The organism is Methylobacterium sp. WL9 (genome assembly GCF_008040035.1).
GTDB classification, from domain to species: domain Bacteria; phylum Pseudomonadota; class Alphaproteobacteria; order Rhizobiales; family Beijerinckiaceae; genus Methylobacterium; species Methylobacterium thuringiense.
Genome location: NZ_VRVE01000001.1, coordinates 193,073 through 210,183, shown reverse-complemented (window position 1 = coordinate 210,183; position 17,111 = coordinate 193,073). Strand labels below are relative to the sequence as shown.

Below are 17,111 nucleotides of genomic sequence, written 5' to 3'. Positions count from 1 at the left end.
TTTCCCGTATCTCAGATGCGCGAAAGTTATGAGACGCACGGCGAAAAGCCAACGGGCTTAGCGGAACGGCATCGAAAATCGGCTCATTATGCGATCTACCTCACGATGGCGGTTCCAATGTCGCGAATTTTCGCGCATTATGATCCGGAGACCCTGGAACGTATCGCAACCATGACCCATTCAATCCCGACCGATGTCTTACGATACGTTCGCGACGCGGCCGACCTTACCCAGGCAGCGTTGGCCAAACTGATTGGGACAGTTCCAAGCGTTCTGTCCAAGCTTGAACGCGCCGAGGAAGCCGAACCCGAAATGGCAGAGCGCTACTTGAGCGCCATCGCGTCCGATCTCGCAAAGGAAGTCCAGGATTATTACGGTCGGACATGGCTTCAGGAAAGGCCGCCCTCGTTCCTGCATCCCGATCGAGAAGACCTCTGGACCATAAATCAAGCGCTTGCCGATCTAGCCGCGTTCGCAGCCGAAAATAACGATCCCATTCTACGCGGCCCGATAGGGCTTCTTGAGGGAGAGCTGCGGACGGCCGAGGCTTACCTGCGGAGACGCGATCACGTCATCGCATGGGTCGGCGACATAGGCGTGGGTAAGACGACGGCACTGACCTACGCGGTTGGACTGCTCGTCGGAGATGGCAGAAGCGGACGCAAACCCGCGTTTCCGGTCGGTTCTGGGCGAACGACCGTCTGCGAGACAGCTATTCGGAGCGCTCCTACCTACGGAATCCTCGTCGATGCGCTCGAGGACGAGGAGGTTTTGCGCCTGACCCGTGAACTCGTTTCCAGTCTCGTACCCGGCGCGACCGGCAGCGGCGTTTCCGCTGAAATCTCTCGCGTTCTGCGCAACATGTCCGAGACGAAACCCGAGTCTACCCTGGTCGGAGACGAGATCATATCGATCGACCCAATCGTCGAATACTTCAAAGGGAAACTCGGCATCGACGAAATAACCGATCGCCTTGTTGCCGCTATGAAGCTCGCGGATCGCAGGGAGCGGCAGATCATCCTACCCGAAGGAAGCGAAGATGGCCTAACTTGGGTTTCGACCCTTGTAACGAAGATTAACAACGGTCTCGAAAAACGCTTCAGCGTACCGCGCCGGATAACAGTGCTGATGCCATCAGCACATCTCGGCGCCGATAGTCAAAGTCTGCAGGTCGTCGACACGAGAGGCGTGGAGAGCGTGACGCAGCGCCCGGACCTTGCCGAGCATAGCGACGATCCGAGGACCCTCATGGTCCTTTGCACGAAGTTTGCCGATGCGCCGAACACCACGGTGCAGCGCCAGCTGCAGGAATCGGTCGAGAGCGGCTCGGACGCGGCCGAGAAATGCCGCCAATGCATTCTTGTCCTTCCTCGAGGAGACGAGGCGCTTGAAATGCCTGGATTCGACTTGCCGCTCCCGTCCCGACAGCAGGGCTACGCAATCCGTCGAAAGGATGTGCAGCAGGCTTTGTCGCAAGCTAGCCTACCCCAAACATCCGTCTACTTCTTCGATGCCCGAAACGACGATCCCGAAAAATTCTGGGCACAACTTCGTAGCCAAGTTGCGTCGATGCGAGCGGTCTATGGCGCTCGGGGACGTGCGGCTGCCGAAGGTGTCGCCAACTTGCGCGACAATGTCGATAGCGTTCGCGCGGCCCAAGCACGCAAGGATGTTGAGCAGGAAATGGAGCGAATTCTTGGTCAGGTTGCTGACCTTCCCGACATCAAGCGCCTCGCTCATCAAAACCTGATGGACCAGATGGCGATTGGCCATCACAGCTCGATCGCTGCATCAATCGTACGTCGCGGTGAATGGAATTCCTTCCAGTTCTCGCACATTCTCGGACAGGGCGTCCGTATCGACGCGAATCTTCGGACCAGTCCCCTTGCGCTACGGATCGAGCACAAGCTGGACGACCTAGAGGACAAGTATCAGGACCTCGCCGCAGTAGTCCGGAGCCTTCAGGCGCTTCGCGAGCGGCTTGCGGAGCGGCGTCAGGACTTCCTCGCGATCGCCCGAATTATCGGACGCGACGCCTACGGATCGCTGCTCGACGACGCAGATATCTGGACCAAAAGCGCGAGCCGCTACGGTCAAGGCTCCGGATACAAGCGCGACGTCGCAAGCATGTGGCGCGACTGGTTTGAAACCAGCCCGGACGCCGCCGACACGGCGAAAGCTACAAGCCACAGGCTACAGGATGCCTGGACCTCATCGGTCATCGAACCGCTTCTGCAAACAACACGTAGCGAATCGGACGGTACAGATTGACTTAAAAACTAGCGGTGGCTCCAACGTCCGTTTTGCCCACTGCTATGCCGGAAGCCGCCGTTCCGCCTTCGGCCAAATCGCGTCATTCGACATCGCTGCTTTGCGCCATCATCGGACATTCAAAGTGAGCCTCTAAGCAGACGTCCTGAAGGGTAAGGCCCTCAGGCTCCGGCGCGATGCTCATCATCGGCCGCCCCGACTGACCGAGGAGGGTAGTGCTGCTTACAAGATCATGGAACTGCGTCGCACCTCGCTCCGATCAGCCCACGAACTCTTCCACAATCAGATATCTGCCATCGGCATCAACGGGAGGCCAAGCTCCTTTAAGAACGCGTTGTGATTCACTGTGGCAATCCGGATTTCCTCTTCGAGTTTAATTAGCTCCTCGTGGGTTGCTGCAAGTTCTACCTCTTTGTTGACCACAGACGTGCTGATGTAGCGGGATATGTTCAGGCTGAAGCCTTCCTCAGCAATTCGATCCATACTCACGCGCTTGGAGTAACGGCTTTCTTCCGTGCGGAATTGGTAAGTGGAGATAATCTTTCCAATATGATCCGGCGCCCCATTCTTGCCATTTCCCAAATTATTTTGGCGCTTGTCCCTCAAGAAATATTCGGCCGCGTTGATGAAAAGCACGTCGTCGGGCTTCTTGCACTTCTTCAACACGAGGATGCAGACCGGGATGCCGGTTGAGTAGAACAGGTTGGCAGGCAGGCCTATGACCGTGTCGATGTGACCATCCTTCAGCAGCTTGGTTCGAATACGCTCCTCCGCGCCGCTTCGGAAGAGCACGCCGTGCGGCAGGATGATCGCCATAACGCCCTCATCCTTTAAATAGTGGAAGCCGTGCAGCAGGAATGCAAAGTCGGCGGCAGATTTGGGCGCCAGTCCGTAATTCTTGAACCGCACATCGTCGCCCATGGCCTCTGTCGGTTCCCAGCGGAGGCTGAAGGGCGGGTTAGCCACGATGGCATCGAAGGAGGGCTTTTTGGCGGGGTTCAACTCGCGCAGGATGTCCCAGTCGTTGGTGAGCGTGTCGCCGTGATAGATTTCGAACTCGGTGTCCTTCACGCCGTGCAGCAACATGTTCATGCGTGCGAGGTTGTATGTGGTGATGTTCTTTTCCTGCCCGTAGATTTTGCCGATGCCGTGCGGCCCCATGCGCTTGCGCACATTCAGCAGCAGCGAACCGGAGCCACACGAGAAATCAAACACGCTGGCGAGCCGTTCTCGCTTTCCGGTAGCGGGCTCCTGGCTGTCGAGCGTCACGATCGCGGACAGGATGTCTGACACCTGTTGCGGGGTATAGAACTCGCCTGCCTTCTTGCCCGAACCGGCGGCGAATTGGCCTATCAGATATTCGTAGGCGTCGCCCAGCGCATCAACATCAGAGGAGAAGTTGGCGAGCCCTTTGGCGATCTCTGTGATGATGGCGCAGAGCTTGGCGTTGCGATCAGCGTATGTCCGGCCGAGCTTGTCAGAGCCGAGATTGATTTCCGAGAACAGGCCTCCGAACGTGCTTTGGAACGAGTCGTTTTCGATGTATTTAAAGCCTGCTTGCAGGGTATTGAGCAACTCGCTGTCTTGTGTGCGCGCCAAATGGGCGATGCTGGTCCAGAGGTGCTCCGGCTTGATGACATAGTGCGCTTTAAGGCGCATCTGATGTTCAAAAGGCGCAACATCATCGGGATACTGCGCGTACCACACAGATAGAGGCGAGCGCCCGCCATTGCCGATCGCGCTGGTATTGGGGTAGTCGCGCCCCAGCTCCTTCTTCGCGGCCACCTCGTAATTGTCGGAGAGGTAGCGCAGAAAGAGGAAAGACAGCATGTAATCACGAAAATCGTCCGCGTTCATCGCTCCGCGCAACTGGTCGGCAATATTCCAGAGCGTCCTGCCCAGCTGCTTTTGAATTTGGTCGTTCATTGTACTTCCTGTACATCTTCAGGGAACAAAGCTGGGCTGAATGGATGCAGCGTAATAAACTGCTTCAGCAGCCTGCCAAAGTGCTCCTTGTTCTCAGGTATCATCTCGCGTGGCTCATATAACGAGTAGTCACCATGGCTCATCAGGTCGATAACCCGTTTGTAGATCGTCTCGTTTGGATCGTTCACTTCCGGCTTGATGCAGTCGTGCCATCTGGGATAGCCAAAGAAAGCGGCGGTCTGCTCCATGACCCGGCGCAACATGTTAAAATGATGAGTATACAGCGCCTCTGATTTCTGCGCCTGATGCATCTCAACCAGCGACGCTAGATGATAAAGAAACGGCGTACTATCGGTCTCTTGCACCTTGAAAATTTGCCCGCCCGCCTGTTTTTTCCGAATCAGAAAGTACATCCGAGGTTTCTTCATCTCGTTGCAGAGCACGTTGAAAAACAGCACGTGATGCGACGACACAACCACCCGAATGCGGCTCGGCGCGTCCTTCAACATCTGAGAAAGGTGATTCGCCACCATCACAGCGTTGGATTCATCGAGCGAAGAGATAGGGTCGTCTATGTACACATAGCGGACCCAAGTGTATGCCTCGGCCTCGTCTAGAGCGAGCTGAACGACGGCCAGGAAGAAGCACCAGATGAAAATGTTCTCTTCGCCGCGGGAAATCTTGATGTCTTCAACCGTGGCAGTGGTGCCAGCCGTTTCTACCACTCTCGAAAAACTGACCGCCCATTCCGTCGTATCGATCCTGAAGTCGAAATCGGTATAACGATGCAGCAGAGGACGGATACGGTTATCCATCTCCAACTCGTCCAAGCCCGCGAAAAAACGCGAGTTGCTGTTGATCTTAAGCACACGCGCACGGTCGTTCGCCAGATCGTTGTCCCAAAAGAAAAGGTCTTCGGTGAAGGCATTAAAGTAGAGCGTGTCCTGCAATGTCGTCTCGCCATCAGCACTCATCACCTTGCCGAGGTCCTTGAACGCGGTCGACAACCGAGTCTTGCCTGTGCCGTTATAGGCATAGATCAGAACCGATTTCTTCGCCTCAAGCTCGTCCCGCAGGTGCTGTGCCAACGAGCGCAGATCGTCGAAGGAGGCGTTTGGCACAGATTAAGCCTCCCCAACCCGGGGGAAAAGCCGCTGCATCAGCCCCTTCTTGTGGGTCTTGAGAGCGTCTAGCTTTTGGGCCTCGGTGGCGATAAGGCCATCTAGTGAGTTAAGGCAGTCGGCGACGCGCTGCTGCTCAGCCAACAGAGCCGGCCATGCCAACTCTAGGGAATTAAAGCGCGAGCTACCAAGATGAGCCACAGATGTTGTTTTGGTGGCAACGTTTGCAAAAGTTCCGTCTTTCTGGCATTTCCGAAAGGCTTGCGCCGCGAACTCCCGACAGGTTGAAGGGTACGCACGAAAGCGAAGTAGTTGGTTCTGCATCGCGCAACGTCCATCGAACTCGTCGCGGTACATCGCGGCGCGCCCGACGAGTTCCAGCGACTGGCCTTCGTTCAACAAGATGTCTCCATCGAGAATCTCAAAACGATCGAACTCAGCGTCTGTCATCGGCATCGTCAGCACATCTGAAAGGTCGATTGCGCCGTCCAAGACATTTTTCGTTCTCAGATATGGCCGCTGCGGGCCCAGTGCATTGACCGCCAAGGCCTTTCCCGCGAGCACACTGCCTCGTTCATCGACCCTCTTCACCTCCCACCCCTCCGCGTCGCGGAACTCAGGAAAGCGGAGGCGCGGTTGGGTCTCGGCTTCCTGGGTAAAAAGCTGCTGCATTAGGCCCTTCTTGTGGGCCCCTAGCGCCTCCACCTTCCGCCCCTGCGCCTCGATCAGCGCATCTGCAGAGTCCAGGCACTCCGCTATTTTTTGTTGCTCAGGAAGGTCTGGAACACAGATGTCACCCTTAAGGACATCAGCGTTATTGACCTTCATGTCATTCTTGGCGCCCTTCCTTACGATGGGCTGCAAGTACGAATTCAGGTGAAAGTCGACGGAAAAGAAATGATCTAAATAAGCTGGGCAGCAGTCAGGAGTGGGGCGATAGACCGCATACAAGGTGGAGACTATCCCGCGTTTGCCTTTGTTTTTCTTGATGATTCCGTAAGGATTTTTCTTGAGGGGGCTCTTGGTATAAACAATGTCACCGTGCTCAACGACATGATAGTCCTTGACGGTCACGCCAGCATAAGAGCGCCCCATGAACTCGATCTGGTTAACACAGCCATACTCACCAGATACGGAAAGAACGTCAGCGGGGCCAAGCTCAAGTGACCTGTTCCGATGCTTCGCCTCGAACAAGAGAGAGTTTAGCTTCGTGACGTGCCAGCCGTTTGCATCCTGAAACTCAGGAAAGCGCAAATTCGGCGAAGGAGCCGGTTCGCCATCCTTCGCTGTAGTGAATGTCCCTTTACTGCTCATAAGCGCTCAGCCCCGAAATCTCGCGCCCACCGGCGCGCTTAAGCAGCAGCGGCATCAGGTCGGCCATCAGGTCCAGTTCCTTCACCCGCCGCGCCTTCCAGTTCAGGCCAAGGGGCTCCATCAGGTCAGTCAGTGTCTCTCCGTCAAAGACCGAGCGTTGCAGGATGGTGTTGATGAAGCCCTGCAGCGCCTCCCCGGCCAGCCCGTGCTTACCCGCAATACCCGCCAGTTCAGCCGCGCTCTTTTCCGTCTTAAAGCGGTTGTAGCCGTCACGGATGGCCTTCTCATTAAGCCCCTCACCTGCCTTCAGCGTGGTGATATAGGCGGCGATATCTTCACGCTCGTCCATGAACTTGGCATCGGACTGGATCAGGCCGATCAGCTCGTGACGACTCATCTTCTGCTTGTCGGGGATCGCCTCGGAATAGCGGGCGATGAGGCCCATGATAAAGTCGTAGTCGATGACGGCAGAGGCAAAGAGGACAAACTCGAAATCGAGTTGGTCAGCTTCCGGCGTAGGCTTGTCTGCGCCCTTGCCCTGCTGAGCCCGAAGGCGCTGGGCTGTTTGCAGATAGGCACCGCGGAAACCCAGAAGTATTTCGCGCGGAAGGACCCGTTCGATCGTCGCGGCGTTACCCGGCGTCAAATCGGTGTACTGGTCAAGCTGGGTCTTAAGCCGTTGGACCTCCTTGAAATGCTCGATGAAGGCCGCGCGAGCCGCGTCGCCCTTAAGGTTGGGTACAGCGTCGGGGGCGCAGTAGAGGCCCTGCGATCTCATGAAGATATCAAGTTTCTGGACAGCGTTTTCCAACTTTTTGATGACCACAGGAGCCTTTTCGACCAGCCAGATTTCGCGTGCCTTTTCGGCGGCCGCCTCTCCCGAGAAGAGGGTGATCGCGGCATCGACGGCATCTTGCTGTTGGCGAAAATCGAGGATGTTGCCATAGGGCTTGGTGGCGTTCAGCACGCGATTCGTGCGCGAGAAAGCCTGGATCAGGCTGTGATGCCTCAGGTTCTTATCGACGTAGAGAGTGTTCAGGAACTTGGAATCAAAGCCGGTCAGCAGCATGTCAACGACAATCGTGATGTCGATCTTGTGGTACGGCTGATTGGGGTATGCCTTCTTGAGATCGGCATCCGGCCATTGCTGATCCTTGATGCGCTTCTGCACGTCTTGATAGTAGAGATCAAATTCACCAATCTTGTGGTTCGTGCCGTACTGGGCGTTGTAATCGGCGAGGATGGCCTTCAGCGCTTCCTTTTTTTTCTCCGGCTCAACCGCGTTGTCTTCCTTTTCCTGCGGCAGGTCTTCCTGGATTTGCTTCACATCAGAGTCGCCGTCAGCCGGCGGGGAGAAGACACAGGCAATGTTCAGCGGCCGGAAGCCGGGATCGGCGGCCAGTTTCTCGGCTAGCTTGGTTTTGAAAAGGGAATGATACTCGATGGCATCGTTGATCGATGACGTGGCAAGTAGGGCGTTGAACCGGCGCTGTCCGGTGGCCGCGTCGTGCTTGGACAGAATCGCCTCGATTACCGCCCGCTTCGCCAGTGGTTCACCCGGCTTGGGCACAGTCTTGCCCTGCGGCTTGTAATAGTCAACGTGGAACCGAAGGACGTTGCCGTCCTCGATCGCATGCGTGATCGTGTAGGTGTGCAGACGCTGCTGGAAGAGATCTTCCGTCGTCCTCATACTTGCCTGAGTGTCTTCGATTTTCTGCTGAGCCGCATTCTGATCGAAGATGGGGGTCCCCGTGAAGCCGAAGAGCTGAGCGCGCGGGAAAAATTCCTTGATGGCCTTGTGATTCTCTCCGAATTGCGAGCGGTGGCATTCGTCGAAGATGAAAGCAATTCGCTTGTCGCGAAGTGGTTCGAGCTGTTCCTTGAAGCTCTTCCTGCCGTCCTTTTTCTGCTGCTTGTTGCGCTTACTATTTTCGTCCAATGCGAGGCCGAGCTTTTGGATCGTGCAGACGATGACCTTGTCGGCGTAGTCGTCTGAGACCAGGCGGCGGACAAGAGATGCAGTGTTGGTATTTTCCTCGACGCAGCCTTCCTGGAACTTGTTGAACTCGTCGCGCGTCTGCCGATCGAGATCCTTCCGGTCCACGACGAAGAGACACTTCTCGATGTCCGGATTGTCTTTGAGGAGCGTTGACGCCTTGAAAGAAGTCAGTGTCTTGCCGCTGCCCGTCGTATGCCAGACGTAGCCGTTACCGCAGTCTTGCGCGATGGAGTCGACAATCGCCTTGACCGCGTAGACCTGGTACGGCCGCATCATCAGGAGCTTCTGCTCGCTCGCCACTAAAACCATGTAACGGCTGATCGTCTGGCCGAGGGTGCACTTGACGAGGAAGGTCTCGGCAAAACTGTCGAGGTGGACAATTTTCTTGTTGTCGACATCCGCAAACTCGTAGACCGGCAGAAAACGCTCTTCCGCATTGAATGCGAAGTGCCGAGCATTGTTGTTTGCGAAGTAGAACGTCTTATCGCGGTTGCTGACGATAAATAGTTGGAGGAAGCACAGAATTGTCTTCGTGTAGCCGTTTCCCGGATCGTTCTTGTACTCAACGATTTGCTCCACAGCACGACGCGGGCTGATCCCGAGACTCTTCAGTTCTACCTGAACGACCGGCACCCCGTTGATCAAGAGAAGGACGTCATAGCGATGGTGACTGTTGTCCGTATTGATGCGAAGCTGGTTGATAACCTCGAAAGAGTTCTTGCACCAATCTTTGATGTTGACGAGGGCGTAATTGAGCGGAGTGCCATCATCTCGCGTAAAGCTGCTTCGCTCACGAAGAGTCCGCGCGGCGGTAAAAACATCCGGCGTGACAATTTCGTCTATGAGACGAGCGAATTCGGAGTCAGTGAGGCGAACGCTATTTAATGATTCAAACTTCCCGCGGAAATTGCTCTCTAACGCTACACGATCTCGGATATCGGGACGGTAGTCCCATTTGAGATCCTTCAGCTTTGTGACGAGCGACTGCTCCAAGGCGCGTTCGAGGTTATCCATAGGGAAAGCCGCGGTCGAGGTTGTCCATGGGGGGAGCATCGCTCCCCAAGCTCTGAGGGGTATGCGTGATTTGCATTAGGGCGCCAGTACCTCAGACAGAGAAAAAAAGGTAGCAGGCGTAGGCGTTGCAACGTCCCATGATTGTCGCTCTGCGCGTGCCAAGATCGGGACTGTAAGCCGATCACAATGGCATGCCCAGGTTGGCGGTTTGGCTACCCTGATCATCGCTGCACCCTATGCAGCACCCTTAAAGCCGTACTGTCAGCAAGCGGACGTTTGGGGCGTCCGCAACGGGTCACGACCGGACCTTCCCCTTTCGGCTCGAAGCAGACGTTCTACCTCTGACCCAAAAAAAGGCCGCGCGCGATCGCAGCGGCCTTTCCGACTGGTACTTTGTGGCGGTTAAGCCTCCGGGGTGTACATGGCCTCCACCTCCCACAAACCGGACGGCTGGCTGTGGAGCTGCCAGAAGTGCTCGGCTACTGCTGTGGCGTCCTTCTGGCTGTTCATGAAGCCCGCAACCGTCACGGTAGCGACGTGCACGCCCTTCTCCTTGAACGGCTGAGGGCTAGGGGGGCAAAGGGCACAGTCCGTCTAATTGAGGCTCCGTGCGCTTTAGGCCACCGTGCAGGGTAAACTGCGAGCGCAAGGATGCAACATGCGTTCTGATGCTTCCCATAGGCTTCCCAAGGGATTTATTGGGAAGCAACTAAGCTGGAAAAATCACGCTAACTATTTGATATCTTTGGTGGGCGGTGACGGACTCGAACCGCCGACCCTCTCCGTGTAAAGGAGACGCTCTACCAACTGAGCTAACCGCCCGGGCAACGGCCGGGAGCGTTACGGAAAGCGCCCGGGTTTCGCAAGCGTCGCGGGCGGTTCAATAATGCGGTGGCGGGGCCTCGGGGCCGCTGCCGGCGCCGCGGGCGGAGGCTTCTTCGAGTTGGGCGGCGAGGCGCTCGACGCTGCGGGTGAGCTTGTCGATCATGCGCCATTGCGCGGTGATCGTGGCGTTCAGGTCCTCGATCACGGCCTCCTGCTCGGTGAGGCGGATCTCGAGGCGGTCGAGGCGGGCGTCGGTCATCAGCGCAGGGCCTCCGGCGGGTGGTCCGGCCGCTCGACGAGGCCCGGCCCGAGCGCGATGCGGTCGTCGAAAACGAAGCAGTCGCCGGTCCAGCGGCTCTCCGCCTCCGGCACGGTCTCCAGGTATTTCAGGATGCCGCCCTTGAGGAGATGCACGGTCGCGAAGCCGCGCCCCTTGAGATAGGCCCCGGCCTTCTCGCAGCGGATGCCGCCGGTGCAGAACAGCGCGATCTCCGGTGTCGCCGCCGGGTCGAGTTCGTCCGCGAACGCACGAAACTCCCCGAAGGTCTTCAGGCCGGGATCGACGGCGCCTTCGAACGTGCCGAGCGCTACCTCGAAGGCGTTACGGGTGTCGACCAGCAGCAGGTCCGGCCGCTCCAGCAGGGCGTTCCAATCCTCCGGCGCGACATTGGTGCCCGTGCCGCGCGCCGGATCGGTGGCGCCGTCGTCGAAGGTGACGATCTCGGGCTTGAGCTTGACCTTGAGCCGGCGAAACGGCGGGCCTTCCGCCGTCGAGAGCTTATATTCGAGGTTGTCGAGCCGCCCGCCGAAGAGGTTCGGGGCGTTCAGTTCGCTCAGGAACGCGTCGATCGCCTCCGCCGACCCCACCACCGTCCCGTTGATCCCCTCCCCAGCCAGCAGCAGCGTGCCGGTGATGCCGAGCGACCCGCACAGGGCCTGCAGCGGCGCCTGCAACGCGGCGGCGTCGGGGAGCGGGGTGAACTGGTAGAGGGCGGCGACGGTGTGGGGCATTGGGATGCGCATCTAACAGTACCGCGCATGCGGGGAAACTTTCGATGTGCCGCGATGTATCAAGACCACCAACGGAATGGTTCTGTAACTCCGAGGACGGTCGAGCCCCTGACGGGAGCGCGAAGCCATTTCACCTATCGTAGGACTTAAATCTTGACATTCCGATGGCGATTGGATAGAAGGGCCAATCTTCGGAGGCTTGCGCGATGTCACGTCACTTAGACTTTGATCGAGCTTTGCAAATTGCGCGTATAGATCTAGCGCGTCTCAAACTGAAGACAGCACTTGTGCGGCACGCACTCGGTCAGAAAGGATATAATCCAAGCCAGCCTCGCAATCCTGCAGGCCAACCCAATGGAGGTCGGTGGACAGGAGACGACGGATCAGAGGCATCGAAAAGCCGCCAAGCTCGGCAAAACCCACGAATACGTCTCGCTCAGAATTCTCAGGATTTCTGTGACGATCAGTACAAACGTGATGTCTTTCAATGTAAAATGGTCGGCTTGCGGAGTTGCTACTCCCAGGCAATGGTTCGTCTCGTGGCATGTGAGCGTGGTCACGATATTCCGCCGCTGAATTATTGACGAGGGAAAATGATCATCGCGACCCGCAATCTCAGTGTTCAAGAAAATGGCGTACGACATCCGGTTCAAGTTCGTCTATTTGCACCTGAACAAGACGGCGACAGCTGGATGTGTCGATATGAGATCGATTGGCCGGAAGTCACGAGGAAAAGTTTTGCCGCCGGATTGGACACGATTCAGGCGCTGCACTTGGCACTGCAAAAAATCGGTATCGATATCTACATGAGCAAGCATCATGAATCCGGGGCGCTCATCTGGATCGATCCCGATGATGGGTATGGATTTCCGGTTCCGAAAAATGGACGGGATTTCCTTATCGGGTCGGATAAAGCCTTCGAAGGTCGATAGCCTTACGAGGTCTTGCCGGGACGCCATTTGATCAATGCGCCTCCTCCCAATTCCCAGCCGCCCGCGCCTCCACCACCAGCGGCACGCGCAACACCACAGCTGGCGCCGGCGCCTCCACCATCACCCGTGAAATCACCGGGATCGCCGCTGCGATCTCCTCCTCCGGCGCCTCGAACACCAGTTCGTCGTGCACCTGCAGCAACATGCGTACGTTCAGGCGCTCGGCCTTCAAGGCTCCCTCCATGCGGATCATCGCCCGGCGGATAATGTCGGCGGCGGTGCCCTGGATCGGGGCGTTGATGGCCTGGCGCTCGACCGAGGCGCGCTCGTTCGGGTTGTTGGAGCGGATCTGCGGGTAGTGGCAGACGCGGCCGAACAGCGTCTTGACGTAGCCGTGCTCGCGGCAGGATTTCTTCGTGGTGTCGATGTAGTCGCGGATGCCGGGAAACCGCTCGAAATACTGCTTGATGAAGGCCGAGGCCTCTTCGCGGCCGATGCCGAGGCGGTCGGCGAGGCCGAAGGCCGAGATGCCGTAGATGATGCCGAAGTTGATCGTTTTCGCCTTGCGGCGGAGGTCGCTCGTCATCTGGTCGAGGGGCACGCTGAACATGGCGGAGGCCGTGGCCGCGTGGATGTCGAGGCCCTGCTCGAAGGCTTCGCGCAGCTGCGGAATGTCGGCGATGTGGGCGAGGAGCCGCAGCTCGATTTGGCTATAGTCGGCCGAGATCAGCCGCGTGCCCTCGGGCGCGACGAAGGCCTTGCGGATGCGGCGGCCCTCCTCCGTGCGGATCGGGATATTCTGTAAGTTTGGTTCGGAGGAAGAGAGCCGGCCGGTCGTCGTCGCGGCGAGCGCGAACGAGGTGTGGATGCGGTCGTCCGAGCGGTCGGCGTGCTCCTGCAGCGAGTCGGTGTAGGTCGATTTCAGCTTCGAGAGCTGGCGCCAGTTCAGGATTTTCTTCGGGAGGTCGTGGCCGGCCTGGGCCAGCTCTTCGAGAAGAGTCGCGGGGGTGGCCCACTGGCCGGACGGGGTCTTCTTGGCGCCGGGCAGGCCCATCTTGCCGAACAGGATGTCGCCGATCTGCTTCGGCGAGCCGACCTGGAATTTCTCCCCGGCGTCCTCTTGGATCTCCTCTTCGAGCCGCGCCAGGATCTGCGAAAAATCGCCCGAGAGGCGGCTCAGCATGTTGCGGTCGATGCGGATGCCCTCCGCTTCCATGCGGGCGAGCACGGGAATCAGCGGCCGCTCCAGGGTCTCGTAGACGGTGACGCGCCGCTCGGCCGCGAGCCGCGGCTTCATCATCCGCCACAGGCGGAAGGTTACGTCGGCATCCTCGGCGGCGTAGGCGGTGGCCTTGTCCAGGGGTACGCGCTCGAAGGTGATCTTGTTGCGGCCGGTGCCGCAGACCTCGGAGAAGCTGATCGGCGTGTGGCCGAGATGGCGCTTGGAGAGCTCGTCCATGCCGTGCCCGCCCTTGCCGGCATCGAGGACGTAGGAGATCAGCATGGTGTCGTCGAAGGGCGTGATGGCGATATCGTAGCGCGCCAGCACCGACAGGTCGTACTTGATGTTCTGGCCGATCTTGAGCGTGCCGGGGTCTTCCAGCAGCGGCTTGAGTGCCGCCATCGCCTCCTTCAGCGGGATCTGGCCCGCGACCGGCTCGGTGATCTCAGACGCGCCCTTGTCCCCGAACAGGTCGCCGCCGCCCTTGGCCTCCATGTGGGCCAGCGGGATGTAGGCGGCGCGGCCCGCGCCGACGCAGAGCGAGACGCCGACGAGGCCGGCGCGCTGCGCGTCCAGCGCATCGGTCTCGGTGTCGACGGCGACCACGCCCGCCTCGAACGCTTCGGCGATCCAGGCATCGAGCTGTTCGCGCGAGCGGATGGTCTCGTAGGCGGCGGTGTCGAACGGCTTGACGGATTCAGCCGCGCGCGCGCTGACGACGGTGGACGGCGTCGGCTCGGCCGGGCCGCGTTTTTTGGCAGTCGGCGCATCGGGTAGATCGAGACCGGCGAAGGGGTCGACGTCTGGGGGGGCTTCGCCGGGGCCCCGCTCGGCGCCGCCGGCCTCGGTCTCGGGATCGTCGAAGGGCACGTCGCTGTGCGGGTCCCCTGCCCCGGGCGCGAGCGCGGGGTCCGGCTTCACCTTCTCCGGGTCGACATGCAGCATGTCGGCGATGCGGCGGGTGAGCGTGTTGAACTCCATCGCCTTCAGGAAGCCGACGAGTTTTTGCGGGTCGGGCTGCGGCACGCCGAGGTCGTCGAGACCGACGGGCACGGCGACGTCCTCGACCAGCGCCACCAGCTTTCGCGAGAGCCGGGCCTGCTCGATGTTGGCGAGCAGGGTCTCGCGGCGCTTCGGCTGCTTGATCTCGCCCGCGCGCTCCAGCAGCGGCTCGAGGCCGCCATATTCCTTGATCAGCGCGGCGGCCGTCTTGAGGCCGATGCCGGGGACGCCCGGCACGTTGTCCGAGGTGTCGCCGATCAGCGCGAGCGCATCGCCGATTTGGTCCGGGTTCAGCCCCTCCCACTTCGCGACGATGGCCTCGCAATCGAGGTTGCGCTCGGGCCGATAGCCCGGTTTGCCCTTGGCGCCGGATTCGAAATCGTAGAACCGGATCTTTTCGGAGACGAGCTGCATCAGGTCCTTGTCGGAGGACACGATGATGACGCCGGCCCCGCGCGCCTCGGCCTGCCGCGCATAGGTCGCTATCAGGTCGTCGGCTTCGTACGTGTCCATCTCGATGGCGTGCAGGCCGAAGGCGCGCACCGCGTCGCGCATCAGCGGCATCTGCCGCTTGAGGTCGTCCGGTGCGTCGGGGCGGTGCGCCTTGTATTCGGGGTAGAGCGCCTTGCGGAACGAGTTCTCGGATTTGTCGAAGACGATGCCGAGATGGCTCGGCTTGATCCCGGCCGCGCCGTCCTGGAGGAACTGGGCGATCTTGGTACAGAACAGCCGCACCGCCCCCGTCGGCAGGCCGTCCGAGGGCCGGGTGTTGTACTTCTGGTCCTGGTTGATCGACTGGAAATACGCGCGGAAGATGAAGGACGAGCCGTCCACCAGGATCACCTGATCGCCGTCGCCGACGGGCTTCTTCGGTTGGGCGTCTGGCTCGGCGGTCATGCGGTCGGACTCTTGTGCGGGTCGTGGCCCTGTCTAGAGGGACGCGCGCGGGCGCGCCACCGTCGCCATGGGCAACGGAGCCGCGGGCCGGGCGTTCTCGATGCCGACGGGATCGCCCGCTTTCAACGAAGACGTTACGGGAGAACAGGATGAGGAAACACGTCAGATCGGGCCTGCTCGCTGCTTTCGCTTCGCTCGCGGTCTCCGGCGCGGCCTTCGCGGCCGACGATCACGGACTGGTGGAGACGCCCGACGCGGCGTCGGTGACATACGGTCCCGGCCCGGCGAACCTGCCGAAGGGCACGCAGCTCGCGGTGCTCTCAGGCGACCCTTCGAAGCCCGGCCCGTTCGCGCTGCGGATCAAGTTTCCCGCCAACACGCTGATCGCGCCGCACACCCATTCGAAGCCCGAGACGCTGACGATCCTCGGCGGCGCGATCTTCCACGAGCACGGCAAGACGGTCGACAAGACCAAGGGCAAAGAGCTGCGGGTCGGCGGCTTCGTCTACCTGCCGGAACTGATGCCGCATTCGCTCTGGACCACGGACCAGCCGGTGGAGCTGCAGGTGAACGGCTCCGGCCCCTTCGGTGTCGACTACATCGACCCCGCCGACGACCCGAGCGAGAGCCGATAGCCCACGGGGCATCGCCGCGGCGGCATCGTGCGGCGGAGCAGGAGCACCGCCGTTTTCGTGTGGAGCGAGGCGCGAAGGGACAAGCTGTCGATCGCTGCCGCGATCGCCGTCGAAGCTTCGAATAAATATTCGCCAGTCCAGAAACGCGTTCATGATAATTTAAGATTTAATCGCTGCGTGCGCGGAACCCTCCAGCGCATCCTTCCGTTGAAATCGGGTCGGCCCAGCTTGGCGGAGCCGTAAGGGAGAAGGCATGCGCTTGCACTGGAATGCCCGCGCTCGAAAGCCTCTCGCCGTCGGTCTTGCCGCGGCCGGTTTGATCGTCATGACCGTCGGCGTCCATGCCCAGGACGGCGGCAGCTTCTTCGACATGTTGTTCGGTGCCCAGCCGCGACAGGCGGCCCCTGTCGCGCCAGCCTATGGCGGCCAAGGCGCCTATGGCGACGGCTATCGTCGTCGTGCCCGTTCCGATCGGCGGCATGCTTGGAAGCTCAAGACGCGCTACGCCGCCCTGCCCCGCGCGGAAGCGGTCAAGGGCGATCCCGACAAGATCCTCGGCAAGCAGCCGGTCGATCAGAAGGCGATTCTCGACAACCCGACCAAGGCGCTCCTCGAAGACAAGACGCTGCGGCCCGGCGACATCGTCGTGATGCCCGGTGGCCCGAAGGTGTTCACCGGCGGCTCCGAAAAACGCCATCGCATGAGCGACTTCGAGGACGTCAAGCATTCGCGCATGGTCGACAGGAAGACGCGTGGACAGCTTCTGGCGATGATGGTGCCGCTCGGCGCGATGCCGGCCGATCAGGCCCGCAAGGTCATGGCGGTGAAGCTCAAGCTCGCCACGCAGGACGAGATCGAGGCTGCCGAGGCCGGTAGCGCTCTCAAGGAGGCCACCGCCGGCCCGCGCATGATCATGCCGTGGAAGACCACGCCCTGACGTGA

At 59.7% G+C, this 17,111-nt stretch carries 12 protein-coding genes and 1 tRNA gene; 4 read left to right on the top strand and 9 right to left on the bottom strand.

Annotated elements, in window-relative coordinates; translation table 11 throughout:
- The first annotated feature begins 15 nt into the window (after positions 1-15).
- A complete protein-coding gene (locus tag FV217_RS00960; RefSeq protein WP_187272382.1) occupies positions 16-2,271 on the top strand; it encodes a helix-turn-helix domain-containing protein in 2,256 nt (751 codons plus the stop codon).
- A 282-nt stretch (positions 2,272-2,553) separates the two neighbouring features.
- Here FV217_RS00960 and FV217_RS00955 read toward each other — a convergent pair whose 3' ends face one another.
- The 8 genes from FV217_RS00955 to FV217_RS00920 all read right to left on the bottom strand — a co-directional run bounded on the left by FV217_RS00955 (position 2,554) and on the right by FV217_RS00920 (position 11,481).
- A complete protein-coding gene (locus FV217_RS00955) occupies positions 2,554-4,197 on the bottom strand; it encodes a type I restriction-modification system subunit M (protein WP_147813342.1) in 1,644 nt (547 codons plus the stop codon).
- Entirely contained in the window at positions 4,194-5,318 is a 1,125-nt protein-coding gene (locus FV217_RS00950) for an AAA family ATPase (RefSeq protein WP_147813340.1), read from the bottom strand. Before FV217_RS00950 ends, FV217_RS00955 begins: the two co-directional genes overlap by 4 nt.
- Before the next feature lie 3 nt (positions 5,319-5,321).
- On the bottom strand, positions 5,322-6,632 hold the full coding sequence (locus tag FV217_RS00945) for a restriction endonuclease subunit S (protein ID WP_147813338.1): 1,311 nt from the start codon (positions 6,630-6,632) through the stop codon (positions 5,322-5,324).
- Positions 6,622-9,645, bottom strand: a complete 3,024-nt coding sequence (locus FV217_RS00940; protein WP_147813336.1) for a type I restriction endonuclease subunit R — start codon at positions 9,643-9,645, stop codon at positions 6,622-6,624. The genes FV217_RS00945 and FV217_RS00940 overlap by 11 nt, the downstream gene beginning before the upstream one ends.
- Positions 9,646-10,047: 402 nt before the next feature.
- Positions 10,048-10,188 (bottom strand): hypothetical protein, encoded by a 141-nt coding sequence (locus tag FV217_RS00935; protein ID WP_187272381.1) that lies wholly within the window; start codon positions 10,186-10,188, stop codon positions 10,048-10,050.
- Positions 10,189-10,391: 203 nt separating this feature from the next.
- Positions 10,392-10,467: transfer RNA gene (locus FV217_RS00930), tRNA-Val, on the bottom strand.
- A gap of 58 nt (positions 10,468-10,525) precedes the next feature.
- Positions 10,526-10,729, bottom strand: a complete 204-nt coding sequence (locus FV217_RS00925) for a SlyX family protein (RefSeq protein WP_147813334.1) — start codon at positions 10,727-10,729, stop codon at positions 10,526-10,528.
- On the bottom strand, positions 10,729-11,481 hold the full coding sequence (locus tag FV217_RS00920; protein ID WP_147813332.1) for a rhodanese-like domain-containing protein: 753 nt from the start codon (positions 11,479-11,481) through the stop codon (positions 10,729-10,731). Before FV217_RS00920 ends, FV217_RS00925 begins: the two co-directional genes overlap by 1 nt.
- A 593-nt stretch (positions 11,482-12,074) precedes the next feature.
- Between FV217_RS00920 and FV217_RS00915 the strand changes: the two genes are divergently transcribed.
- A complete protein-coding gene (locus FV217_RS00915) occupies positions 12,075-12,413 on the top strand; it encodes a hypothetical protein (protein WP_147813330.1) in 339 nt (112 codons plus the stop codon).
- 31 nt (positions 12,414-12,444) lie between these two features.
- On the opposite strand, the gene polA is transcribed toward FV217_RS00915, so the two are convergent.
- Positions 12,445-15,534 (bottom strand): DNA polymerase I, encoded by a 3,090-nt coding sequence (gene polA / locus FV217_RS00910; protein ID WP_147813328.1) that lies wholly within the window; start codon positions 15,532-15,534, stop codon positions 12,445-12,447.
- Positions 15,535-15,683: 149 nt separating this feature from the next.
- Between polA and FV217_RS00905 the strand changes: the two genes are divergently transcribed.
- Positions 15,684-16,169 carry a cupin domain-containing protein gene (locus tag FV217_RS00905; RefSeq protein ID WP_147813326.1) on the top strand — a complete coding sequence of 162 codons (486 nt, stop codon included), beginning with the start codon at positions 15,684-15,686 and terminating at the stop codon, positions 16,167-16,169.
- Positions 16,170-16,422: 253 nt separating this feature from the next.
- Positions 16,423-17,106 carry a hypothetical protein gene (locus FV217_RS00900; protein ID WP_147813324.1) on the top strand — a complete coding sequence of 228 codons (684 nt, stop codon included), beginning with the start codon at positions 16,423-16,425 and terminating at the stop codon, positions 17,104-17,106.
- The last annotated feature ends 5 nt before the right edge of the window (positions 17,107-17,111 follow it).